This is a genomic window from Streptomyces griseoloalbus (genome assembly GCA_014650015.1).
GTDB classification, from domain to species: Bacteria; Actinomycetota; Actinomycetes; order Streptomycetales; family Streptomycetaceae; genus Streptomyces; species Streptomyces griseoloalbus.
In genome coordinates this window covers 149,831-172,015 of the sequence record BMUD01000003.1, presented here as the reverse complement: position 1 = coordinate 172,015, position 22,185 = coordinate 149,831, and the positions used below count along the sequence as shown (strand labels likewise).

The following is a 22,185-nucleotide window of genomic DNA, read 5'->3' as shown; positions in this document are numbered from 1 at the left end:
GGGGATCCGAAGATCCAGTGGACGATACTGGGATTGAACCAGTGACCTCTTCCGTGTCAGGGAAGCGCTCTCCCGCTGAGCTAATCGTCCTTGGAGGTGGAGACGGGATTTGAACCCGTGTAGACGGCTTTGCAGGCCGTTGCCTCGCCTCTCGGCCACTCCACCAGGAGTGCAGGGGGCCGGGAAGCCCCCTCTTCCTGCGAGCGGACGACGAGGTTCGAACTCGCGACCTCAACCTTGGCAAGGTTGCGCTCTACCAACTGAGCTACGTCCGCCTGTCGTTTCGGTCGGCTTGCGCGTCCCGGCGACGAACTGAACTCTAGCGGATTCCGGGGCCAGCACAAAAACCCGTTTGTGCAGCGTGCTGCGCTGCGCCTGCTCACGTCTGTGCCCGCGGCGTCGTGACGGACATGACCGGGTCGCCCGAAGTGCCCCCGCCATAGACTCGTCGCGTGCCTGACCTCCCGCCTCTCGCCCGCTTCGGCGACCGTGTCGCCACCGGCCTCCTCGACGTCACCGACGACCCGGCAGCCCTGGACTCCCGGGGTTTCTGGGCCGTCTGCGCGGATTTCGAGGGCCGTTTGACCTGCGCCCGCTTCCGTGACGTACGGGAACAGCCGGTTCCCGCGCCGGGCGGCTGGCGAGGGCCGGCGGTTGGTGACTGGACGTCGTCGCTCGACCGCGCCGCGTACACGGCGGCCGTCCGCCGCGTCCGCGAGCACATAGCCGCCGGCGAGGTCTACCAGGCGAACCTCTGCCGCATCCTGTCCGCGTCCGTGCCGGACGACGCCGACGTGGATGCCCTCACCGCCCTGCTGGCCCGGGGCAACCCGGCTCCGTATGCAGGAACGATTCGCCTGCCCGGGTACGGCGTGGAGATCGCCACCGCGTCGCCGGAGCTGTTCCTGCGCCGCGACGGGCGGGTCGTGGAGTCCGGGCCGATCAAGGGCACCGGACGCACGGAGGCGGACCTCCTGGAGAAGGACTACGCCGAGAACGTCATGATCGTCGACCTGGTCCGCAACGACATCGGGCGGGTCTGCGCCACCGGCACGGTCACGGTGCCCGATCTGTGCGCCGTCGAGAAGCACCCGGGACTGGTCCACCTCGTGTCGACGGTGCGGGGCGAGCTGTGTGCCGACGCCGGATGGCCGGAGCTGCTCGCGGCGGCCTTCCCGCCCGGCTCGGTCACCGGCGCGCCCAAGTCGAGCGCCCTGCGGATCATCGACGCGCTGGAGACGGCGCCCCGCGGCCCGTACTGCGGCGGCCTCGGCTGGGTCGACGCCGACCGCGGCACCGGCGTGCTGGCGGTGGGCATCCGCACCTTCTGGATCGACCGGGACGCGGGCGGCGGCGCCGTGCTGCGGTTCGGCACCGGCGCCGGGATCACCTGGGGCTCCGACCCCGAGGGGGAGTGGCGGGAGACCGAACTGAAGGCCTCCCGGCTGCTCGCGGTAGCGTCGGGAACGTACCAGGTGAGTGAAGGGACCAAGAGGTGAAGATCTGGCTCGACGGCGGGCTGCAGGACATCGAGTCCGCCCGCGTCTCCGTCTTCGATCACGGACTGACCGTGGGCGACGGCATCTTCGAGACGGTGAAGGCCGTGGACGGCCGGCCGTTCGCGCTCACCCGGCACCTCGACCGGCTGACCCGGTCGGCCCGGGGACTCGGGCTGCCCGACCCCGACCTCGACGAGGTCCGCCGCGCCTGCGCCGCCGTCCTCGAGGCCAATCCGATGCCGCTCGGCCGGCTGCGCCTCACCTACACCGGCGGTCACGGCCCGCTCGGCTCCGACCGCGGCGGGCACGCCCCGACCCTCGTGGTCGCCCTCGGCGAGACCACCCGCCGCCCCGACTCCACCGCCGTCATCACCGTCCCCTGGACGCGCAACGAGCGCGGCGCGCTCACCGGCCTGAAGACCACCTCGTACGCCGAGAACGTCGTCGCCCTCGCCCGCGCCCGCGAACGGGGAGCCTCCGAGGCGCTGTTCGGCAACACCGTCGGACAGCTCTGCGAGGGCACCGGGTCGAACGTCTTCGTCGTCCTCGACGGCGAACTCCACACCCCGCCGCTCGCCTCCGGCTGCCTCGCCGGCATCACCCGCGCCCTCGCCGTCGAGTGGACCGGCGCCAAGGAGACCGACCTGCCGCTGGACGTCCTGCGGGGGGCCGAGGAAGTCTTCCTCACCTCCACCCTGCGCGACGTCCAGGCCGTGCACCGCGTCGACGACCGCGAACTGCCCGGCGCCCCGGGCCCGGTGACCGCCAAGGCCATGCGGATCTTCGACGAGCGCTCCGGGGCCGACCTCGATCCGTGACCGTCCCGAAATTCGGCTGATCCTGGGCGCGGCACCGGGTAGAACACCGGTGATGACCACCACCCTGCGGCCGACCGAGCCGCTTCAGCAGAACCCCGACGGCACGCGTTCGCGCCGCTACCAGGTGTGCGTGAACAGCCGTCCCGTCGGGGCGGTCCACCTCGGCACGCATCCCGTCTTCGGTGAGGCCGTGGCCCGGATCATGAGCCTGCGCATCGAGGAACCGGACCGCCGGCGCGGCCGGGGCACGGTGGCCGCGCTCGCGGCCGAGGAGGTGGCGCGCGGCTGGGGCTGCCGCCGTATCGAGGCGACGGTCCCCGCCGACTCCGGCACCGCCCTCGGCCTCGCCACGGCGCTCGGCTACGTGGTGCGCAACCGGAACATGGAGAAGACCCTCGGGGACACCCCACCCGCCCTCCCGGAGGGCAGCGCGGCCCGCCCCATGACGGAGGCCGAGTTCGGGCCCTGGATGGCCAAGGGCCAAGAGGACTACGCGCGGGACTGGACCGAGCGCGGGGTGCCGGAGGCCGAGGCGCGCGCCAAGGCGGCGAAGGACCACGCCGTCCTCCTGCCCGAGGGCCGCGCCACCGGGGACATGCTCTTCAGCGTCCTCGAACACGAGGGCACCCCCGTGGGCACCCTGTGGCTGGCGGTGCGGGGGGAGCAGGCCTTCGTCTTCGACGTCCTGACCGACGCCGCCCACCGCGGCCGGGGCCACGGACGCACCCTCATGCTGCTCGCCGAGGCCCAGTCGATCGCCGCGGGCAAGCGGGTCATCGGCCTCAATGTGTTCGCGGGCAACACCCCGGCCGAGCGGCTCTACGACTCGCTCGGCTACGGCACGACGCAGTACTCGGTGTACAAGGCGCTGGTGTAGCCGTCGTACACGGCGCCGGTGCAGCCGCCGGAGGGCTCCCGGAGCGCTCACGAAGGAGACCCTCGCGTCGGCCCTCGGTGTCGGCCCTGGGATCAGCCCTCCCGCTCGGCCAGCAGCCGGTCGGCGATCTCCTCGACGCGCTCGCGCAGCCCCTCCTGGCTCTTGCCCCCGTCGAGGCGCTCACCGCCGATGACATACGTCGGGGTGCCGGTCACGCCGATCGCCTTGCCCTCGGCCTGGTCGGCGTCCACGATCAGGATGTGCCGTCCGTCGATCAGCGCGGTGTCGAACTCCTCGGCGTCCAGGCCCAGTTCTCCCGCCACCTCGACCAGGAACTGTTCGCCGCGCCGGTCCAGCTCCTCGACCTGGTCCAGCACGGCCTCGACGTACGGCCATCCCCGCCCCTGCTCCAGCGCCTCCTCGGCGGCCTGGGCGGCGGCGAAGGCGTGCCGGTGCTTCTCCAGCGGGAAGTGCCGCAGCCGCAGCTCCAGACGGTCGCCGTAGCGTGCCCGCAGGGCGCGGAGGTCGTCGAGGGAGGTTCGGCAGTCCGGGCACTGCAGCTCGCACCAGACGTCGAGGACGGGGGCGGCCGGGCGGACGGGGGAGTCACTCATGGTCACAGTCTCCCAGTCCCGTCCCGGACCACCCAATCCGACCTCTCGCTCCGTTCCCCGGCCTGTCCGGCGTTCCGAGGGCCGCTCACCCTCCGGCCCCGGTCTTACCGGGACCTGCGGATGACCCGACCCGGAGATGTCCCTGATGTCCGGCCGGAGCATGGCCCGGCGGGGTCCGGCGGGTGCAGGATGGAAGGGACGACGTGCCCGTCGCGACCGCACCCTGCCTGGAGGACCGGATGATCGCCGAGACAGTCTGCTCAGCCGTCTCCGCGGCAGGCCTGGGCATCGCCGTGATCACGGCCTACCGCAAACGCTTTCTCGCGGCGGCCCGCATCGCCGCCTACTCGCTCGTCCCCGTCGGCCTGGTGATGACCGGCGTCGTGGACTGGCTCGCCGACACCGCCTTCAGTCCGACGGCCTGGGCGGGCTTCGCGGTGCTGGGCCTGTCCTGGGTGCTGTTCGCGACCACACGCACCGTGGAGCGCCGGCGCGGCGGCAGCCGCAAGGAGCGCAAGGCGGCGAGGACGGCGACCGCACCCGAGGCGGTGGCCCCCCGGGCCTCGGCGCCCTCCCTGGGCCAGGGGACCCGTCCGGCGACCCGCCCGGCGCCCGCCTCCCGGGGCGACGACGACTTCAGCGACATCGAGGCCATCCTCAAGAAGCACGGCATCTGACCGCGCCGCGCCGCACCGTGAGTGACCGGGCGAAGACCAGCAGAAACGTCACAGGGCGTACCCGGAGCGCCCGGAAGTGATCACAACCCGAACCGTAGATCGCGGATTCGACGACCTGGCATGCTTTCCGTGAGCGGTGATCGCGTCGGGTGCTTCCGATGCGTCATCATCGCCGCGAGATGCTGGACACGAAACAGAGCGATGCCGCGCCGCAGCAGGACGAGCCGCGCGGATGCCTCTTCGCCCTTTCCCAGCCACCGCTGATGATCTTCCTTGCGGTGATCGGGTGTCTGCTGCTCACGGCTGCCCTGCACGACCTGCTGTGGCTGTGAGCCGTACCCGCGGTACCCGGCGTCACCCGTCGGGACCGCGTCGGCACGGCATCGAGAGGGCTCCCCGCCCGCCCCGGCCGCGCCCGGCAGGCGGCCACCCGGCCGGTCAGCCCGCCGCCTCCTTGCGCCGCGCCCGGTAGGCGGCGACATGCAAGCGGTTGCCGCAGGTGCGGCTGTCGCAGTAGCGGCGCGAGCGATTGCGGGAGAGATCGACGAAGGCGTGCCGGCAGTCCGGGGCCTCACAGCGCCGCAGCCGCTCCTGCTCCCCGGCGACGACGAAGAACGCCAGCGCCATCCCGCAGTCGGCGGCCAGGTGGTCGGCCACGGAGGCGCCGGGCGCGAAGTAGTGCACATGCCAGTCATAGCCGTCGTGATCGGTGAGCCGGGGAGTGGTCCCCGCGGCCGCGATCAGCTCGTTGATCAGCCCGGCGGCCCCTCGGGCATCCGGGGCGGCGAAGACCGCAGCGAACCGGGAGCGGATCTTGCGGACCGCGGCCAGGTCGAACTCCGTGAGCACCCCGACCTCGCTGACCTGGTGCTGCCGCACGAAGACCTCGAGAGCCGCGACATCCGGCAGTCCGTCGGGCGTGTCGTCCTCCGGCGCGGTGTTCACCAGATCCACCACGGTGTCGAGCGCGCACCGGGTGTCGTGGGTGATCAGCACGATTCGCTCCCTGGCCTGGGGGGTCGGGCGGGCGCCCGCCGATGCTGGCCGATGGTAGTGGCTCCGGCGTGCACCGCACCTCCCCTGCTCCGCACATGGCTTCGAATCCAACGCCGGAACACCCGCCGACGTTCCCGGTCACCCGGCTCCGCCCGGCCCGGCCCGGAACGGCCCGTGCGGGAGGCGCACAGCACAACGGCGCCACCCGCGGAACCCCGCGGCGTCGGCGCCGGTGCGTGTGAGCCGTATACGGCTGTCCGTATGCGGTTGTCCGGGCCCGCGCCGTCTCCCCGAGTCGACGGCGCCGGGCTGCCTTGTGGCTCTCGCCTAGCTTTCCGCCAGGATGTGCGAGAGCTCCTGGTCGAGATCGAAGTGCCGGTGTTCCGTGCCGGGAGGCACGGCGGCGTCGGTGCGCTTCAGGAAGGACTCCAGAGCCCGTGCCGGGGCCTCCAGCAGGGCCTCTCCCTCCGGCGAGCTCAGGGCGATGCAGACGACGCCCTGACCGTGGCTGCGCGACGGCCAGACGCGGACGTCGCCGGTGCCCGTGGGGCGGTGAAGTCCCTCGGCGAGGAGGTCGCGGGCGAACACCCACTCGACGGTCTCCTCGGCTCCGGTGTGGAAGGTGGCGTGCACGGCGTAGGGGTCGGCCGTGTCGTACCGCAGGCCTGCGGGGACAGGCAGGGAGGACTCGCTCGACACAACGAGGCGCAGGTGCAGCTCGCAGCTGACCGTGGTGTTCATAAGCGCCAGGGCCTTTCGCTCAGTGTGCGCTCGGGGATTCGCACGTCGGCGAAATCGACATGCCACCTACGGTGCCGTTGTAAACCCCTCTGAGTGTTTTGCGTGTGTTTACGTAACTCTTCCGGCCGAGAGATCGTTCGCGGCCTGCGTCCATTCCGGTGGTGTGTTTCGCTCGGGTAGTGTTTGGCTGTATGAACACGGGGAGTAGCAAGCCTGGCGAGGCCGCCGTGGCGGCTCACGGGGCGACACGTGACGAGGGCGGGAGCCGGGACGAGCGGGGGCTCGGCTCGAGGGCGCCGGAATTCGTCAAGGCGCGGCGCGCGCTGCATCTGAGCTGGCAGGTCGGGGTCTTCATAGTCGGCCTCGCGGTCGTGGTGGCCGGCGTCATCATGCTGCCGCTGCCCGGTCCGGGGTGGGTCGTGATCTTCGGCGGCATGGCGATCTGGGCGACCGAGTTCGTCTGGGCCCAGCTGGTGCTGCGCTGGACCAAGCGCAAGGTCACCGAGGCGGCTCAGCGTGCGCTGGATCCCCGGGTGCGGCGCCGCAACATCATCCTGACCTCGATCGGTCTGGTGATCATGGCCGTGCTGGCGGGGATCTACCTGTGGAAGTTCGGTCTCGTGATGCCCTGGAAGATCAAGGACCAGTGATCCGCGGAGGGGGCGGGCGACCCCCGTCCCCGCTGGTCACGGCACCCCCTGACATGGGGTAATGTTCTTCCTGCGTCCGGGCGATTAGCTCAGTGGGAGAGCGCTTCGTTCACACCGAAGAGGTCACTGGTTCGAACCCAGTATCGCCCACCGGATCACAAGGCGGCCCGGCTCACGACTCGTGAGCCGGGCCGCCTTGTCGTATGCGCCCGGCACTCGTCCGATGCGGGCCCGGGGGTGGCCCGGCCGTTCCGCTTCCGGTCGCCTTCATCCAACCGTAACCTTCCGCGGCGTCCCCACCGGCCGGCCCCTCGGTGTTCGGTCGGTCGGCCGCGGGGCGTCGACCTGGGGGTTTGCGTCAGGGCCCGACCCTGCGCCCGAGATTGCCGCCGCTGTCACCGGGCCCGGGCGGCCATGAATTCCTGTCCGAATCATTGACGTGCCCGTAGGCCCTCCGTAACTTGTGGCAGCAAGCGCTTACTTGAAACGATTCATGAGGCGGAAGCGAACGTCGCGGGAGGCTCGAATGCAGCAGGGCAGGAATGTGGAGAGGCGGACGATCCTCAAAGCGGCGGGGGCCTCGCTGGCCGTCGCGGGGCTGGGTGCGACGGCCACCGCCTGCGGTGGCGGCAGCGGCTCGGGAGACGGAACGACGACGATCCGTTACGCGTGGTGGGGTGGCGAGCCTCGTACCATCGCCATCAAGAAGACGATCGCGCTCTTCGAGAAGAAGTACCCGAAGATTAAGATCAAGCCTGAATTCACCGACTACGAGGCGTTCTGGGAGAAGTTCCAGACCCAGGCTTCCGGCGGGAATCCGCCGGACGTTTTCCAGAATGCGGTCGGCTTCCTGCGCAAGTACGACAAGCGCGGTGTTCTGCTGGATCTCAAGGCGCAGGCGGACGCCGGGAATCTGAGACTGGACAACTTCCGCAACGGCGTTCTGGCGAACGGTCAGGTCGACGGCAAGCAGATCGCCGTCCCCGTCGGCGCCAACACCATGTCCCTCGTCATCGACCTCAACGCCTTCGAGAAGGCCGGCGTGAAGCCGAAGTTCGGCTGGACCTGGGACGAGTACTTCGACGGGCTCCAGACGATCCAGGACAAGCTCAAGATCGCCGGCGACACCGGGTACTTCAGCATCATGTACCTGTACGACCTCTACCTGCGTCAGAACGGCAAGGCCTTCTTCACGGACACCGACCTCGGTTTCACCGAGGACGATCTGACGCAGTGGTGGGAGGACGGCTACAAGCGTGTGCGGTCCGGGCTCGTCGCCGATCCGAAGAAGGTCGAGCAGGCCAAGCCCAAGTCAGCGCTCTCGGCGGGCCTCGCGGCGTCCGAGTTCACCTGGGACAACTTCTCCATCCGCTACGAGGGCGAGGGCGAGTCGGACTACGGGCTCGCGCCGATCCCCACCACGGACGGCAAGGCCACCGGTCAGTACCTCGGTTCGCTGATGCTGAGCGCCTTCTCCGGGACCGAGCATCCCAAGGAAGTCGCCCAGTTCATCGACTTCATGGTCCACGACCCCGAGGTCGGCGAGATCATGGGCTACGACCGAGGCATCCTCGCCACCACCGAGCAGTACGACGCGTTCAAGCCCACCGACGCCAACAACCAGGGCGTCGCGGCCTACGAGGAGGAGGTCGCCGAGGCCGGCGTCCTGGGCAAGATCACCCCGCATCCGTCCGGTGCCGACGTCATCGAGGCGGCGTTCCTGCGCATCGGTGGCGAGGTCGCCCAGGGCAAGAGCAAGCCGGCCGAGGCCGCCAAGGCACTGTTCAACGAGGCCAAGGCCGCGTTCGCCGGCTGAGGGGACGTACCACCATGACGCTCGTCAAGGATGCGCCCGTGCGTCCGGCCGGGAAGCGGTCCGCCGCTCCCGCCGCCGGGCGGCGCGGACGGCGCCGCGAGAATCTCGCCGGCTATCTCTTCATGTCGCCGTGGATCGCGGGGTTCCTGCTGCTCACGGCGGGGCCGATGATCGCGTCGCTGTACTACGCGTTCACCAGCTACAACCTGTTCACGCCGCCCCAGTGGGTGGGGCTGGACAACTTCACGACGATGTTCCAGGACCCGCGCTGGCAGAAGTCGGTCGAGGTCACGCTCACGTACGTCGTCGTGGCGACGCCTCTGAAGCTGCTGCTCGCGCTCGGCGTCGCGCTGCTGCTGGCGCAGAAGCGGCGCGGACAGGGCCTGTACCGGGCCGCGTTCTACATGCCCTCGCTCATCGGTGCCAGCGTCTCCGTCGGCTTCGTGTGGCGGGCGCTGTTCTCCGACGACGCGGTCGTGGACCGTACGCAGAAGATCTTCGGTCTCGACGTGGGCGGCTGGATCGGCAACCCGGACTACGTCATCTACGCCTTGGTGGCCCTGAGCATCTGGCAGTTCGGCGCGCCCATGGTCATCTTCCTGGCCGGCCTCAAGCAGGTCCCGCAGGAGCTGTACGAGGCCGCCGAGGTGGACGGGGCCGGTCCGCTGCGGCGGTTCTGGAACATCACGCTGCCGATGATCTCCCCGGTGCTGTTCTTCAACGTGCTGCTGGAGTCCATCCACGCGTTCCAGGTGTTCGGCTCCGCCTACGTCGTCTCCGACACCCGGTGCGGGCCCGCCGACGCCACGCTCGTCTACACCTGTTACCTCTACCAGAAGGGCTTCAAGGAGGCCCAGATGGGCTTCGCCTCCGCGATGGCCTGGACGCTGGTGGTCGCGGTGGCGCTCGTCACGGCGGTCCTGTTCTGGTCGCAGAAGAAGTGGGTGCACTACGAGGAGGCCGCCAAGTGACCAGTGCCACCAGCCCTGCCCTGCCCACCGCGAACGAGCGGCGGCGCTCCGGATCGATCGCCTGGCACGTGGGCGCGCTCGTCGTCCTCGCGGTCGTCCTCTATCCCGTGATCTGGGTGGTCGGCGCCTCGTTCAAGCCGAGCAAGGACATCATCGCCAGCCTCGACCTGCTGCCCACCGAGCCGGTCTGGGCGAACTTCTCCGGGCTCGCCGACGGCATCTCCGGCATAGCCATCAGCAGCTTCTTCTGGAACTCGCTGATGTACGCGGGCCTCGCCGTGGCCGGTGTCGTGCTGTCCAGCTCGCTGACCGCGTACGCCTTCGCCAAGATCCGGTTCGCCGGGCGGAACGTGCTCTTCACGCTCATGATCGGCACACTGCTGCTGCCCTACCACGTGCTGCTCATCCCGCAGTACGTGCTCTTCCGCAACCTGGAGCTCACCGACACCCTGGTGCCGCTCGTCGCGGGCAAGTTCCTGGCCACGGAAGCCTTCTTCGTGTTCCTGATGGTGCAGTTCATGCGCGGACTGCCCAGGGAGCTGGACGAGGCCGCCAAGCTCGACGGCTGCGGGCACCTGCGCACCTACTGGTCGATCGTGCTGCCGCTGAGCCGGCCCGCGATCATCACCAGCGCGATCTTCACCTTCATCAACGCCTGGAACGACTTCATGGGGCCGTTGATCTACCTCAACACCCCCGAGAAGTACACCGTCTCCCTCGGCCTGATGATGTTCCGGGACCAGGAAGGCATCTCCAACTACGGCAGCATGATCGCGATGTCGCTGGTGGCGCTGGTGCCGGTCATCGCCTTCTTCATGGCCTTCCAGCGCTACCTCATCGACGGTATGGCGACCTCCGGACTGAAGGGCTGAGGCGGTCACCATGGCGCAAGCACGCGTGAAAGCCCGCGCTCCGCGCAAGGAGTCCGTGTTCGGCGAGCGCTTCGCGGTCTTCGCCGAGTGCCTGCTCACCGGCGTGTGGATCGCCGTGGCCTGCCTCGGGGTCGTCACCTATCCCGCGGCCTTCGCCGCCGGCGCGCGTCATCTGCGCCGTCGTACGACCCATCAGGTCGGCGGCGCGCGGGAGTTCGTCGCGGACTTCCGTACGGCCGTGCGCGGCGGGTGGCTCGTCGGGCTCGCCGGGTGGGTGGTGGCCGGCGCGGTCTGGGTGGACGTGCAGGCCGCGCGGGCCGGGATTCCCGGTGGGCCGCTCGTGGGGGCCGTCGGCGTCTTCGCGCTGATCGGTGCCGCCGTGGCCCTGCTGCGAGCGTCCGCCGTCTGGGCGCCCGGCGTGGCCTGGCGGGCGTCGCTCGCGGACGCCGGGCGGCAAACCGTTCTCGATCCCGCCGGGTCCTTCCTGGTCGTCTGCGGGATGGCCGTGGTGGCCCTGTCCGCCTGGTACATCGCGCCGCTGGCGGTTCCCGTCCTCGGGGCCGTCGCCGCCGCGGCCGTCGCCGTGGAGGAGCGCTACCGGCACCGCTGACGGGCGGTGCCCCCCTCGTTCGAGGTCGGCGCTTCGGCGCCGCGCCTCTGTCTGTCATGCCCTTGACACAACCTTGCCCCTCGCACGGAAAGGAAAGGCCATGTCCCCCATCCCCCGCAGATCCCTTCTCAAGGCGGCCGCCGTCGCCGGAGCCGCCGCCCAGTTCAGCTGGGCCCTGGGAACGCAGAACGCCGCCGCCGCACCCCGGGCCGAGGCCGCCGACGCGGACCCCGTGACCCTGGACTGGCTGGAGGACGGCGGCCTGGGCGCCGCGCCCGGCTCCACCGTCGGCGTGCCGTGGCCCAAGGGAGCCCACCAGGAGGACCAGACCTTCGCACTGACCGACGCCGACGGACAGTCCGTCCCCGTCCAGTCCTGGCCCCTCGCCTACTGGCCCGACGGCTCCCTCAAGTGGACCGCCCACGCGGTGAGTTCGGGCTCGGGCAAGCTCAGCCTGACCACCGGGGCACCCGCCGCACCGGAGAAGAAGGTCACCGTCGACAAGAGAGGCGGCACGATCGACGTCTCCACCGGTGTCATCACGGCCAGGATCGGCACCTCCGGCGCCACCCTCGTCAAGTCGGTGACCCGCGGCTCCACCGAGATCGCCCGCGACGGCCGCCTCGTCGTGCTGCGCCAGCCCGAGTTCGAGGACGGCGACCAGACCACCGTCCGCACGGAACGCTTCGACGGCGCCATCGCCGAGGTCACCGTCGAACAGGAGGGCCCGGTCCGCGCGGTCGTCCGCATCGACGGCAAGCACCGCAGGGGCAGCCGCGGCTGGCTGCCGTTCTCCATCCGCCTCTACTTCTACGCGGGCGCCGACTCCTTCCGCATGGTGCACACCATCACCTACGACGGAACGCAGGAACCCGGCAAGGCGAGCGGCGACTTCGTGCGCGGCATCGGCGTCCGCTTCTCCGTGCCCCTGCGCGACGAGTCCTACGACCGGCACATCCGCATCGGCGGCGAGGGCACCGGCCTGCTGCGCGAGGCCGTCAAGGGCATCACCGGACTGCGCCGCGACCCGGGCATCGCCGTGCAGCAGGCCCAGTTCGAGGGCAGGAAACTGCCCGACCCGTCCACCTGGGACCAGCGGGTCACCACCCGCCTGCAGTACATCCCCGAGTGGGGCGACTACACCCTCTCCCAGCTCTCCGCCGACGGCTTCGCCCTGCGCAAGCGCACCAAGAAGGGCTACGGCTGGATCGGCGCCGGCGGCGGACGGCGCGCCTCCGGCTTCGGCTACGTCGGCGGGGTCAGCGGCGGCCTCTCCTTCGGCCTGCGCGACTTCTGGGAGAAGCACCCCGCCCAGCTCGACATCCGCGGTGCCCACACCGACGAGGCCGAGGTCACCCTCTGGCTCTGGTCGCCCGAGGCACAGCCCATGGACCTGCGCTTCTACCACGACGGCATGGGCCAGGACACCTTCCCCGAACAGCTCGAAGGCCTCAACATCACCTACGAGGACTACGAGCCCGGGTTCGGCACCCCCTACGGCATCGCCCGCACCTCCGAACTCCTCTTCTGGGCCAACGCATCCACCCCGAGCGCCGAGAGGCTCGCCGAACAGGTCGAGGCCGTCCGCGTCCTCCCGCAGCTCGCCGCCCCGCCCGAGCAGCTCATCACGGCGGGCGTCTTCGGCAAGGGCCTGTACTCCGAGCCGGACCGCTCCACCCCGGCCAAGGCGAAGATCGAGGACCACCTCGACTTCCTCTTCACCTACTACAAGGACCAGGTGGAGCAACGCCGCTGGTACGGCTTCTGGGACTACGGCGACATCATGCACACCTACGACACCGTCCGCCACCAGTGGCGCTACGACGTCGGCGGCTACGCCTGGGACAACTCCGAACTCTCACCCGACCTGTGGCTCTGGTACGCGTACCTGCGCTCCGGCCGCGCCGACATCTTCCGCTTCGCCGAGGCGATGACCCGCCACACCGGCGAGGTCGACGTCTACCACCTCGGCAAGTGGGCGGGCCTCGGCACCCGGCACGGCGTCCAGCACTTCGCCGACAGCGCCAAGCAGCAGCGCATCGCCAACACCACCTACCGGCGCTACTACTACTTCCTCACCGCCGACGAACGCGTCGGCGACCTCATGCGCGCCAACGTCGACTCCGACGAGACCTTCCTCGCCCTGGATCCCCTGCGCAAGATCCGCACCGAGCCGTACACCCCCGACCGCAACGCCCTGTCCGTCGGCTTCGGCACCGACTGGAGCGGACTCGTCTCCGCCTGGCTCACCGAGTGGGAGCGCAGGGGCCCGAAGTGGGAGAAGGCCAGGGCCCGCGTGCTCTCCACCATGGAGACCATCGCCGCGCAGCCCAACGGCTTCGTCCAGGGCAGTGGCCTGTACGACCTGGACACCGGGAAGTTCGCCGTCGCCGGCACCCCGAAGGTCGAGGTCTCCCACCTGTCGGCCGTCTTCGGCCTCAACGAACTCTGCGCCGAACTCATCGACCTGGTCGACATGCCCGCGTTCGACGAGGCGTACTACGACTACTGCCGCTACTACAACGCCACCAAGGCCGAGCAGACCGCACGCTACGGCTCCCACTTCGGCAGCCTGATCCTCTTCCAGGGCCACTCCCGCCTCGACGCCTACGCCGCCGTCCGGACCGGCGACACGAAGCTGGCCGCGCGGGCCTGGGAGAAGTTCTACGACTCCGACGGCTACAAGGAGTCGGCGCCCTGGAAGACCGAGAAGGTGGGCGGCCCGACGGCCCTGGTCGCGGGCAGTGAGGCCACCTGGGTCTCCACCAACGACACCGCGCTCTACGGCCTCGCCGCCATCGAGAACCTGGCGCTGCTGGGGGACCGGATGCCGTGACGGCACATCCCGGGCGCGGGCGGGCAGACTCCGTCCATGGACTGGAACCATTACCGCTTCCGCAGTCTGTGGACCCTGCCCGCGCCCGCACCGGTGGTCCACCGCGCCCTGGAGCGGATCGAGGACTACCCCCTGTGGTGGCCCCAGGTGCGGGAGGTCACCCGGCTCGACGACGCCGGCGGGACCGCACGGATCCGCTCCCTCCTCCCGTACGACCTGTTCCTCACCCTGCGGGAGGGGCGGCGCGATCCGGCGGCCGGGGTGCTGGAGGTCGTCCTCTCCGGCGATCTCGCCGGCTGGGCCCGCTGGACCGTCACCGCGCGGGCGACGGGCGGCTGCCTCGTCCGCTACGACCAGGAGGTGGACGTCCGCAAGCCGCTGATGCGCCGGCTCGCCGTGCCCGGACGGCCCCTCTTCCGCCTCAACCACGCCCTGATGATGCGCTCGGCGCGGCGGGGACTGGCCGCCCACCTGGAAGCGGTTTGAAGGAAGCCTCCCCGGACCTGTATGGTTCAGTGCGTTCCCGGGCGATTAGCTCAGTGGGAGAGCGCTTCGTTCACACCGAAGAGGTCACTGGTTCGAACCCAGTATCGCCCACGATGTCGATGGCGGCTCGTGCCTGCAGAAAGCGCAGGCCGAGTCGCCATCGTCCGTTTCCGCGCGGCTTCGCCGCGCGCGGCGGGGCTCCGCCCCCGCACCCCGCCTGTGCGCACCCGGGCTCGAAGGCTCACGCCGCCGCCGGCAGATCCGGACGCAGTGGCCAGGCCGGGTCCACCACTTCCTCGGTGCCATTGCGCGCGAACCACGCCTGGAGCCCCCGGGCCTGCGCCGCGTGCCACACCGCCTGCAGGGTGTGCAGCTCACCGGGGGACAGCCGCTCCAGCCGGGACGCGAAACGGCGCCCGACCGCCCGGGTGACCTCCAGCGCGGCCACCGCGTCCGCCGCCGCGTCGTGCGCCCCCTCCAGCGGAACGCCGTAGTGCGCGCACAGATCGGTGAGGGTGCGGCGGCCCTTGCGATAGCGGTCCAGGTGCCTGTCGAGCACCCACGGGTCCAGCACCAGCAGGGGCGTCCGCTCGAACCAGCGGCCCAGCGACGACGCGCGGTGACGGCGCAACTCCCGGTCCAGCAAAGTGAGATCGAACGGCGCGTTCATCACCACCACCGGCCGGCCCACCATGGCCTGCTCGGCCAGCGCCTGCGCCATCTCGTACATCACCGGCGCCGGCCAGCGGCCGTTGCGCTGCAGATGCTCCTCCGTCAGCCCGTGCACCTCCGTCGCCGCGGCGGGCACCGGCACCCCCGGGTTCACCAGCCAGCGGGTGACCCGCGGCCGGGTGCCCGGGGCGTCCTGGACGACGAGCGCGGCCGACACGATGCGGTCGGCCTCGACGTCCACACCCGTCGTCTCCGTGTCGAAAGCGGCCAGCGGCCCTTCGTACCAGCACGCCATACCCATCAACCCCTCGTTCACCATCAGCAGTTGACGCACCGTCCACTGCCCGATCCGGTGATACCCGGGCTGTTTGCGCCGTACGCCGGAAGGAGACAACAGGAGTACGGGTCCTCGCAGTTCAGCGACCCGCACCGGGGACACGATCGTTTCGGAAGGCTGTTGGTCATGGCCATCGCGCAGCCCGAACGGGGCGGGCTGCTGCCGGAGCGCACGCCACCCTCTCGCGGCACCCTCGCCACCACCGCCTGCATGGAGACCCTGCAGGTCGGCTATCTGCACGCCGTCGCGGCAGCCGCCGGCTGCTCACTGTCCCAGCCCTTCCCGGACAACGGCATCGACTGGCACGTCAGCCACAGTGCCGCCGGGCACACCGTCGACGACGAGGTCACCATCAAGGTGCAGCTGAAGGCGACCTACCAGGTCGCCCCGAGCCCGCCGGGCCGCTTCTTCTCCTTCACGCTCGACAACGCGCACCTGGCGAAGCTCGCCCGCACCCCCGTCTCGGTGCACAAGATCCTGGTCGTGATGATCGTGCCGCGCTCGCAGGACGACTGGCTGCGCGCCGGCCACGACCGGCTCGACCTGCGGCACTGCTGCTACTGGACCAACCTCGCCGGACATCCGGTCACCGGCCGCACCCGCACCACCGTGCGGATCCCCACCTCACGCATCTTCGACGACCGGGCGCTGTGCGAGATCATGACGCGGGTCGGGACGGGAGGAAAACCGTGACGCACCGCCCGACCGGCGAACCCCTCAGGGCCGTACGCCCGCACCCCGCCGACGCCGCCTTCGACGGCCGGCCGCCCGGGCCCGCCGACATCGACCCCGCCGTGCTCACCGCCCTCCTGCACCGGCACGGCTGGCAGCGGCGCGGCGGCGCCGCCGGACGCTACGGCCGCTGGACCCCGCCCGGACCGGGCACCGGCACCAGCCTGCTCGTGCCGGAGAGCCGTGCCTTCCCCGACAGCGAGGACCTGCTCACCGAGGCCCTGCTCGCGCTGTCCCGCAGCGACTCGCCCTCCGCCCGCGAGATCCTGCTCTCCCTCGCCGTCCCCAGCGACGAGATCCACTGGTGGCGCGACATACCGGCAGGACCCGGCGGCGCCACCCCCTGGACCGCGGAGGAACAACTGCGCTCCGCCGCCCGCAGGACCCTGCTCGCCGCCGCGCTCGCCACCCGCGCGCGGGCCGGATTCCACGGCGCCCGGCACCGCCGCTCGGCCGCGGCCGCACTGGAGAGCGTCCTGGTCGGTCCGGCGCCGGGCGGCCGTCTGCTGACCGCGTTCGCCCCCGTCACCACCGGCCGCTCCCTCGCCGTACGCCTCCACCAGGCCCTGCACGCCACCCGTGAGGCCATCGACTACCGCCGTGCCACCGGCGGCATGGACGCGTTCGACACGGCCGTCGCGGTGGGGGTCAGCCACGAGCTCACCGAGGCCCTCGTCGCCCTGGTCCGGGGCACGGAGGGCGCCCGGATCGGCGTGGCCTGGGCCCCGGCGGCCGGTGTGCCCGAGGGCTGCGCGGCCGCCGCGGAACCCGTCGAGTTCTCACCCGGCGACCTCCCCGTCCTGCGCGAGGCCGGCCGGCGCTACCGGCGCGCGGAACCGTCCGTGCCGGTGCGGATCACCGGCGCCGTGGTGCGGATGCACCGGTCCGGACCGCGCGGCGAGGGCACGGTCCGGCTGCGCGTACTCGCCGGGGCCGAGATCGGCCACGTCCGGATCACGCTCGGCGAGGAGGACTACCGCATCGCCGGGCACGCGCACCTCGTCGGGCTGCCGGTGCGGGTGCGCGGGCGGCTGGAGAGCCGGGGCGGCTTCCGCCGGCTCACCGGGGCCGGTGAGCTGGTACCGGTGCAGGTCGACGAGGCCGAACGGGACCGGCTGATGAAGGCACTCCAGGAGCACCTGGACTTCTTCGGCGAGGCCTGCGGCCCGCACTGCGGAGACTGATTTCGCGGAGGGCGGGCCCGGGTCGGTACGATCGCACCCATGCGTGCGCTCCGGTATGGCGCCGCGACCACACCCTTCAGTCAGGAGAGACCGGTGTCAGACGTCCGTGTGATCATCCAACGCGATTCCGAGCGGGAAGAACGCGTGGTGACGACGGGCACTACGGCCGCCGAGCTCTTCGCCGGCGAGCGCTCGGTCGTCGCCGCGCGCGTGGCCGGTGAGCTCAAGGACCTCTCCTACGAGGTCGAGGACGGCGAGACCGTCGAGGCAGTGGAGATCTCCTCCGAGGACGGTCTGAACATCCTGCGCCACTCCACCGCGCACGTGATGGCCCAGGCCGTGCAGGAGCTGTTCCCCGAGGCCAAGCTGGGCATCGGCCCGCCGGTGAGGGACGGCTTCTACTACGACTTCGACGTGGAGAAGCCCTTCCACCCCGATGACCTCAAGGCCATCGAGAAGAAGATGCAGGAGATCCAGAAGCGCGGCCAGCGCTTCTCGCGCCGTGTCGTCACCGACGACCAGGCCCGCGAGGAGCTCGCCGACGAGCCGTACAAGCTGGAGCTGATCGGCCTCAAGGGCTCCGCCTCGCACGACGACGGTGCGGACGTCGAGGTCGGCGCCGGCGAGCTGACGATCTACGACAACCTGGACGCCAAGACCGGCGAGCTGTGCTGGAAGGACCTCTGCCGCGGTCCCCACCTGCCCACCACCCGGAACATCCCGGCGTTCAAGCTGATGCGCAACGCGGCCGCCTACTGGCGCGGCAGCGAGAAGAACCCGATGCTCCAGCGCATCTACGGCACGGCCTGGCCGTCCAAGGAGGAGCTGAAGGCGCACCTGGAGTTCCTCGCCGAGGCCGAGAAGCGCGACCACCGCAAGCTGGGCAGCGAGCTCGACCTGTTCTCCATCCCGGAGCAGATCGGCTCCGGACTCGCCGTCTTCCACCCCAAGGGCGGCATCGTCCGCCGGGTCATGGAGGACTACTCGCGGCGCCGCCACGAGGAAGAGGGCTACGAGTTCGTCTACACCCCGCACGCGACGAAGGGGAAGCTCTTCGAGACCTCGGGCCACCTGGACTGGTACGCCGACGGCATGTACCCGCCCATGCAGCTCGACGAGGGCGTGGACTACTACCTCAAGCCCATGAACTGCCCGATGCACAACCTGATCTTCGACGCGCGCGGGCGGTCGTACCGGGAACTCCCCTTGAGGCTCTTCGAGTTCGGCACGGTCTACCGCTACGAGAAGTCGGGCGTCGTGCACGGCCTGACCCGCGCCCGCGGCTTCACCCAGGACGACGCGCACATCTACTGCACCCGCGAGCAGATGTCCGGGGAGCTCGACAGGACCCTCACCTTCGTCCTGAACCTGCTGCGCGACTACGGTCTGACCGACTTCTACCTGGAGCTGTCCACCAAGGACCCGGAGAAGTTCGTCGGCAGCGACGAGGCCTGGGAAGAGGCCACCGAGACGCTGCGCCAGGTCGCCGAGAAGCAGGGCCTGCCGCTGGTCCCGGACCCGGGCGGCGCCGCCTTCTACGGCCCGAAGATCTCGGTGCAGGCCAAGGACGCCATCGGCCGCACCTGGCAGATGTCGACCATCCAGCTCGACTTCAACCTGCCGGAGCGCTTCGACCTGGAGTACACGGCCGCGGACGGCTCCAAGACCCGCCCGGTCATGATCCACCGCGCGCTGTTCGGCAGCATCGAGCGGTTCTTCGCGGTGCTGCTGGAGCACTACGCGGGCGCGTTCCCGGCGTGGCTGGCGCCGGTGCAGGCGCTCGGCATCCCGATCGGCGACGCGCACGTCGAGTACCTGGAGAAGTTCGCCGACGCGGCCCGCAAGCAGGGCCTGCGCGTCGAGGTCGACTCCTCCTCGGACCGGATGCAGAAGAAGATCCGCAACGCCCAGAAGCAGAAGGTGCCCTTCATGGTCATCGCGGGCGACGAGGACATGGCGAACGGCGCCGTCTCCTTCCGCTACCGCGACGGCTCGCAGGAGAACGGCATCCCCGTCGACGAGGCCATCGCCAAGATCGCCAAGGTCGTCGAGGAGCGGACGCAGGTCTGACCGCGCGGACGGCTCACAGGCCCCCGGGAGCGATCCCGGGGGCCTTTTCCGCGGGCCCCCGGCGACGCCATATGCTGCACGCATGACGAGTGAGCCGGAGCAGCAGTGGGGAGTGGGCACGCAGGACGCGTTCCAGCGTCTGTGGACACCCCATCGGATGGCGTACATCCAGGGCGAGAACAAGCCCAGCGGCCCGGGCGCCGACGACGGCTGCCCCTTCTGCGCGATCCCGGCCAAGTCCGACGAGGACGGTCTGGTCCTCCGGCGCGGTGAGCGGGTCTACGCGGTGCTCAACCTGTACCCGTACACCGGCGGCCACCTGATGACGGTGCCGTACCGGCACGTGGCCGACTACACGGACCTCACCGTGGAGGAGACGGCGGAGCTCGCCGAGCTGACCAAGCAGGCGATGACGGCGCTGCGTACGGCGTCGGGTGCGCACGGCTTCAACATCGGCATGAACCAGGGCACGGTCGCGGGCGCCGGCATCGCCGCCCACCTGCACCAGCACATCGTGCCGCGCTGGGGCGGCGACACGAACTTCATGCCGGTGGTCGGACACACGAAGGTACTGCCGCAGCTGCTGGCGGACACCCGCAAGATGCTCGCGGAGGCGTGGCCGGCCTAGGTGTATTGCCCTGTCTGACAGTTCCCGCCTGCCTCGCGACGCCATGCACGCACTCTCGCCGCACCGGGCGCAGAGCCGAGTACATCCCGTACGAGGCTCTGCGCCCGGCACGCCGAGAGCACGCACCTGACGCCGCGAGGCCGCCCTGCGGGCGACGACGCGAATGGTCAGACCGGCCCTAGCCGCGGCCGGCGCCCCGGCCGCCGGGTGCAGGTGCGGGCGCGGGGGTGGGACACGCAACCCGGCGCTGACGGGGTGCCGCCGCGCCCACCCGTGCCGCTCCGGCGGCACGGGTGGGCGCGGTTCGCGACCCCCTACGCGTCGTAGACGTCGGCCGTCTTCGGCGCAGCATCCTGTACCGCCGCGCTCAGCGACGACGACCGCGCGCCGAACTTCTCGGTGTCCACGCCGTTCTCCCGCAGCACCTTGATCGCAGCGGCGTGCACCACCCGCAGCACCGGCGTCGCCGCACGCAACGCGTCGTCCGCCATGAACCGGTGCCGCCACGGCTTGTCCGCCCACGCGTGACGCAGACCGAACGGCTCGGGCAGGCTCAGCTTGCCGCCGAGCCAGTACAGCAGCGGCGGATACCAGGTCAGCGGTGCCCTGGCGGCCAGGCGTACCACCTCGTCCGAGTCGACCAGTGGGAGCTTCACCTTCCGGGTCTCCCAGAACTTGACCGACTTCTGGACCACCTTCTCCTTGGCCGCGGGCCCGCTGGTGAACAGCGAGTGCACCGGCCCCAGCGCGTGCCCGGTCACCTCGATGCGCAGCGTCTCGTGCAGCACGGTCACCGTGATCAGCATGGTGATCACCAACTGGCCGTCCCACAGCGTCCACTGCACGCCCAGGTAGTGCCGGTCGCCCGCTCCGAACTGCTGCTTGTTGCAGATGTCCTGTATGGCGTGCGACTTGATCTGGTACGCCTCGACGTCCGTGCCCTCGGGCCGTGACACCGACGTGGCGTTCTCCCCGATCGGCGTGACGATCCAGTGCCGTATCGACGGCTTGGGAAAGCCTCCGGTGTGCAGCGGACCACGCTCCAGCATCCGCAGCCGGTCGTGGATGGACTTGATGACGTCCCAGCTGCGGAACGGGTGGATCTCCCGGTCCGCGTCGGCCGGCACCAGATCCTCGGCGAGCTGCCAGCTGCCCCAGCGCGTGCCCATGCCGAGTATGCCCTTGGGCCCGGCGTAGAACACGGAGTTGGACTGCTGCTCGGCGCTGAGCCGGGCCAGGGACTGACGCAGTTGCTCGGCCGCCGTCTCGCCGGGGCTGCTCGGCACCGCCTCGGGCACCTTGGCACCGACGCTGCTGCCGGAGAGCAGGCTGCTCCAGCGCTCCCGCAGGTCCTTCGCGGTGCGTTCGCAGATCTGCTTGGCCCAGAACCAGCCCACCACCGGGGCGATCACCGACGCGCGCGCGTACCACCCCCAGAACCCGTCGAACGGCATGCGGATCAGGAACAGCACGGCGAGGGCGCCCACCGCGAGCAGCAGGGTGGTGGCGAGCATGCCGGCCCGCTTGTCCTCGCGCCTGGCCATCGTCGTACGGATCTGGAAGACCAGCAGCCACACGAGGAGCCCGGGCAGGAACAGCAGCCCGCACAGGACCATCACGGCGCTCAGCCAGTTGTCGCGCTCCCGGCGGATGCGGTGCGCCGCGAGCGCGTGCTCCACCACCACCTGCGGCTGGGTGCCGAAGGACTGGATGAGCGGAGCGCGACCGGAGCCCAGCATCCGGTCGATGACCGCCCGGGAGAACGCCTCACCCAGGTTCGGCCGGAACAGCGCCAGCCTGGGCTTGCTGACGGCCGACTTGTGCCATTCGTTGTTGGCCTTGAGTATCTCCTCGGCCTCGTTGTCCCGATAGGCCGCCGAGGCCAGCGCGAACGTCGGCGTCTGCCCCTCGTCGCCCGTGCGCGGTACCTGCGGACCGAAGAACTCCGCGTAACCGCTCTCAACGGTCATTCCCGCCCCCGATCGCCGCGACTGTCGTCATGCGGCCTTCCCGACTTCCGTGCTGCGCACACCTGTTGATCAGGTCTTCAGCGTATCCGCAGCCACCGCCGTCCGTCGGCGGAAGGCCCAAGCCGCCCG

Annotated in this window: 21 protein-coding genes and 5 tRNA genes; 18 read left to right on the top strand and 8 right to left on the bottom strand. The window is 70.5% G+C overall.

Annotated features, from left to right (window positions below):
- Window positions 1-18: 18 nt before the first annotated feature.
- The 3 genes from IE178_RS06030 to IE178_RS06020 form a co-directional block, all read right to left on the bottom strand.
- Window positions 19-90, bottom strand: a tRNA-Val gene (locus IE178_RS06030).
- 1 nt (window position 91) lies between these two features.
- Window positions 92-165, bottom strand: a tRNA-Cys gene (locus IE178_RS06025).
- Window positions 166-202: 37 nt separating this feature from the next.
- A tRNA-Gly gene (locus IE178_RS06020) sits at window positions 203-275 on the bottom strand.
- Window positions 276-452: 177 nt separating this feature from the next.
- On the opposite strand from IE178_RS06020, the gene IE178_RS06015 reads away from it, so the two are divergent.
- The 3 genes from IE178_RS06015 to IE178_RS06005 are packed head-to-tail and all read left to right on the top strand — an operon-like array spanning window position 453 to window position 3,194.
- Window positions 453-1,499 (top strand): chorismate-binding protein, encoded by a 1,047-nt coding sequence (locus tag IE178_RS06015; RefSeq protein WP_193511547.1) that lies wholly within the window; start codon window positions 453-455, stop codon window positions 1,497-1,499.
- Entirely contained in the window at window positions 1,496-2,317 is an 822-nt protein-coding gene (locus IE178_RS06010) for an aminotransferase class IV (protein WP_184765609.1), read from the top strand. Before IE178_RS06015 ends, IE178_RS06010 begins: the two co-directional genes overlap by 4 nt.
- A gap of 52 nt (window positions 2,318-2,369) precedes the next feature.
- Entirely contained in the window at window positions 2,370-3,194 is an 825-nt protein-coding gene (locus tag IE178_RS06005; RefSeq protein WP_193511546.1) for a GNAT family N-acetyltransferase, read from the top strand.
- 92 nt (window positions 3,195-3,286) lie between these two features.
- Here IE178_RS06005 and IE178_RS06000 read toward each other — a convergent pair whose 3' ends face one another.
- A complete protein-coding gene (locus IE178_RS06000) occupies window positions 3,287-3,808 on the bottom strand; it encodes a DsbA family protein (RefSeq protein WP_193511545.1) in 522 nt (173 codons plus the stop codon).
- Between the two features lie 239 nt (window positions 3,809-4,047).
- Here IE178_RS06000 and IE178_RS05995 point away from each other — a divergent pair, with 239 nt between their 5' ends.
- A complete protein-coding gene (locus IE178_RS05995; protein WP_184765709.1) occupies window positions 4,048-4,485 on the top strand; it encodes a hypothetical protein in 438 nt (145 codons plus the stop codon).
- Window positions 4,486-4,664: 179 nt separating this feature from the next.
- Window positions 4,665-4,817, top strand: a complete 153-nt coding sequence (locus tag IE178_RS05990; RefSeq protein ID WP_167353513.1) for a hypothetical protein — start codon at window positions 4,665-4,667, stop codon at window positions 4,815-4,817.
- A gap of 106 nt (window positions 4,818-4,923) precedes the next feature.
- Here the strand turns inward: IE178_RS05990 and IE178_RS05985 are convergent, their stop codons facing one another.
- Window positions 4,924-5,481, bottom strand: coding sequence for a CGNR zinc finger domain-containing protein (locus tag IE178_RS05985; RefSeq protein WP_184765612.1), 558 nt, complete (start codon window positions 5,479-5,481; stop codon window positions 4,924-4,926).
- A 327-nt stretch (window positions 5,482-5,808) separates the two neighbouring features.
- Complete coding sequence (locus IE178_RS05980; RefSeq protein WP_004002642.1) at window positions 5,809-6,222, bottom strand: SsgA family sporulation/cell division regulator; 414 nt, start codon at window positions 6,220-6,222, stop codon at window positions 5,809-5,811.
- Window positions 6,223-6,413: 191 nt separating this feature from the next.
- Between IE178_RS05980 and IE178_RS05975 the strand changes: the two genes are divergently transcribed.
- The 9 genes from IE178_RS05975 to IE178_RS05935 all read left to right on the top strand — a co-directional run bounded on the left by IE178_RS05975 (window position 6,414) and on the right by IE178_RS05935 (window position 14,574).
- Window positions 6,414-6,872, top strand: a complete 459-nt coding sequence (locus IE178_RS05975) for a TIGR02611 family protein (RefSeq protein WP_193511544.1) — start codon at window positions 6,414-6,416, stop codon at window positions 6,870-6,872.
- 78 nt (window positions 6,873-6,950) lie between these two features.
- A tRNA-Val gene (locus IE178_RS05970) sits at window positions 6,951-7,022 on the top strand.
- 376 nt (window positions 7,023-7,398) lie between these two features.
- The gene (locus tag IE178_RS05965) at window positions 7,399-8,688 is read left to right on the top strand and encodes an ABC transporter substrate-binding protein (protein WP_193511543.1); all 1,290 of its coding nucleotides are present in this window, start codon (window positions 7,399-7,401) and stop codon (window positions 8,686-8,688) included.
- A 14-nt stretch (window positions 8,689-8,702) separates the two neighbouring features.
- Entirely contained in the window at window positions 8,703-9,659 is a 957-nt protein-coding gene (locus IE178_RS05960) for a carbohydrate ABC transporter permease (protein WP_184765615.1), read from the top strand.
- The gene (locus tag IE178_RS05955) at window positions 9,656-10,531 is read left to right on the top strand and encodes a carbohydrate ABC transporter permease (protein ID WP_184765616.1); all 876 of its coding nucleotides are present in this window, start codon (window positions 9,656-9,658) and stop codon (window positions 10,529-10,531) included. The genes IE178_RS05960 and IE178_RS05955 overlap by 4 nt, the downstream gene beginning before the upstream one ends.
- A 10-nt stretch (window positions 10,532-10,541) precedes the next feature.
- Entirely contained in the window at window positions 10,542-11,141 is a 600-nt protein-coding gene (locus IE178_RS05950) for a hypothetical protein (protein WP_193511542.1), read from the top strand.
- A gap of 100 nt (window positions 11,142-11,241) precedes the next feature.
- On the top strand, window positions 11,242-13,977 hold the full coding sequence (locus tag IE178_RS05945; RefSeq protein WP_193511541.1) for an exo-rhamnogalacturonan lyase family protein: 2,736 nt from the start codon (window positions 11,242-11,244) through the stop codon (window positions 13,975-13,977).
- A 36-nt stretch (window positions 13,978-14,013) separates the two neighbouring features.
- Complete coding sequence (locus IE178_RS05940) at window positions 14,014-14,463, top strand: SRPBCC family protein (protein ID WP_184765619.1); 450 nt, start codon at window positions 14,014-14,016, stop codon at window positions 14,461-14,463.
- A 39-nt stretch (window positions 14,464-14,502) separates the two neighbouring features.
- A tRNA-Val gene (locus IE178_RS05935) sits at window positions 14,503-14,574 on the top strand.
- Window positions 14,575-14,704: 130 nt separating this feature from the next.
- On the opposite strand, the gene IE178_RS05930 is transcribed toward IE178_RS05935, so the two are convergent.
- Window positions 14,705-15,430, bottom strand: coding sequence for a 3'-5' exonuclease (locus tag IE178_RS05930; RefSeq protein ID WP_193511655.1), 726 nt, complete (start codon window positions 15,428-15,430; stop codon window positions 14,705-14,707).
- Between the two features lie 168 nt (window positions 15,431-15,598).
- On the opposite strand from IE178_RS05930, the gene IE178_RS05925 reads away from it, so the two are divergent.
- The 4 genes from IE178_RS05925 (at window position 15,599) to IE178_RS05910 (ending at window position 20,086) form a co-directional block, all read left to right on the top strand.
- Window positions 15,599-16,165, top strand: a complete 567-nt coding sequence (locus tag IE178_RS05925; RefSeq protein WP_184765620.1) for a DUF4365 domain-containing protein — start codon at window positions 15,599-15,601, stop codon at window positions 16,163-16,165.
- The gene (locus IE178_RS05920) at window positions 16,162-17,388 is read left to right on the top strand and encodes a hypothetical protein (RefSeq protein ID WP_193511540.1); all 1,227 of its coding nucleotides are present in this window, start codon (window positions 16,162-16,164) and stop codon (window positions 17,386-17,388) included. The genes IE178_RS05925 and IE178_RS05920 overlap by 4 nt, the downstream gene beginning before the upstream one ends.
- Window positions 17,389-17,481: 93 nt before the next feature.
- Window positions 17,482-19,458, top strand: coding sequence for a threonine--tRNA ligase (thrS, locus tag IE178_RS05915; RefSeq protein ID WP_184765622.1), 1,977 nt, complete (start codon window positions 17,482-17,484; stop codon window positions 19,456-19,458).
- Window positions 19,459-19,540: 82 nt separating this feature from the next.
- Window positions 19,541-20,086 carry an HIT family protein gene (locus IE178_RS05910; RefSeq protein WP_184765623.1) on the top strand — a complete coding sequence of 182 codons (546 nt, stop codon included), beginning with the start codon at window positions 19,541-19,543 and terminating at the stop codon, window positions 20,084-20,086.
- Window positions 20,087-20,400: 314 nt separating this feature from the next.
- Here IE178_RS05910 and IE178_RS05905 read toward each other — a convergent pair whose 3' ends face one another.
- A complete protein-coding gene (locus IE178_RS05905; RefSeq protein ID WP_184765624.1) occupies window positions 20,401-22,056 on the bottom strand; it encodes an AbeC-like domain-containing protein in 1,656 nt (551 codons plus the stop codon).
- Window positions 22,057-22,185 lie beyond the last annotated feature (129 nt).

What these genes read in the sequence shown, in the direction of transcription:
- IE178_RS06005 (WP_193511546.1), top strand. Translation starts at nt 2,370, where the DNA reads ATGACCACCACCCTGCGGCCGACCGAGCCGCTTCAGCAGAACCCCGAC.
- IE178_RS06000 (WP_193511545.1), bottom strand. Translation starts at nt 3,808, where the DNA reads ATGAGTGACTCCCCCGTCCGCCCGGCCGCCCCCGTCCTCGACGTCTGG.
- IE178_RS05995 (WP_184765709.1), top strand. Translation starts at nt 4,048, where the DNA reads ATGATCGCCGAGACAGTCTGCTCAGCCGTCTCCGCGGCAGGCCTGGGC.
- IE178_RS05990 (WP_167353513.1), top strand. Translation starts at nt 4,665, where the DNA reads ATGCTGGACACGAAACAGAGCGATGCCGCGCCGCAGCAGGACGAGCCG.
- IE178_RS05980 (WP_004002642.1), bottom strand. Translation starts at nt 6,222, where the DNA reads ATGAACACCACGGTCAGCTGCGAGCTGCACCTGCGCCTCGTTGTGTCG.
- IE178_RS05975 (WP_193511544.1), top strand. Translation starts at nt 6,414, where the DNA reads ATGAACACGGGGAGTAGCAAGCCTGGCGAGGCCGCCGTGGCGGCTCAC.
- IE178_RS05965 (WP_193511543.1), top strand. Translation starts at nt 7,399, where the DNA reads ATGCAGCAGGGCAGGAATGTGGAGAGGCGGACGATCCTCAAAGCGGCG.
- IE178_RS05960 (WP_184765615.1), top strand. Translation starts at nt 8,703, where the DNA reads ATGACGCTCGTCAAGGATGCGCCCGTGCGTCCGGCCGGGAAGCGGTCC.
- IE178_RS05950 (WP_193511542.1), top strand. Translation starts at nt 10,542, where the DNA reads ATGGCGCAAGCACGCGTGAAAGCCCGCGCTCCGCGCAAGGAGTCCGTG.
- IE178_RS05945 (WP_193511541.1), top strand. Translation starts at nt 11,242, where the DNA reads ATGTCCCCCATCCCCCGCAGATCCCTTCTCAAGGCGGCCGCCGTCGCC.
- IE178_RS05940 (WP_184765619.1), top strand. Translation starts at nt 14,014, where the DNA reads ATGGACTGGAACCATTACCGCTTCCGCAGTCTGTGGACCCTGCCCGCG.
- IE178_RS05930 (WP_193511655.1), bottom strand. Translation starts at nt 15,430, where the DNA reads ATGGCGTGCTGGTACGAAGGGCCGCTGGCCGCTTTCGACACGGAGACG.
- IE178_RS05925 (WP_184765620.1), top strand. Translation starts at nt 15,599, where the DNA reads ATGGCCATCGCGCAGCCCGAACGGGGCGGGCTGCTGCCGGAGCGCACG.
- IE178_RS05910 (WP_184765623.1), top strand. Translation starts at nt 19,541, where the DNA reads ATGACGAGTGAGCCGGAGCAGCAGTGGGGAGTGGGCACGCAGGACGCG.
- IE178_RS05905 (WP_184765624.1), bottom strand. Translation starts at nt 22,056, where the DNA reads ATGACCGTTGAGAGCGGTTACGCGGAGTTCTTCGGTCCGCAGGTACCG.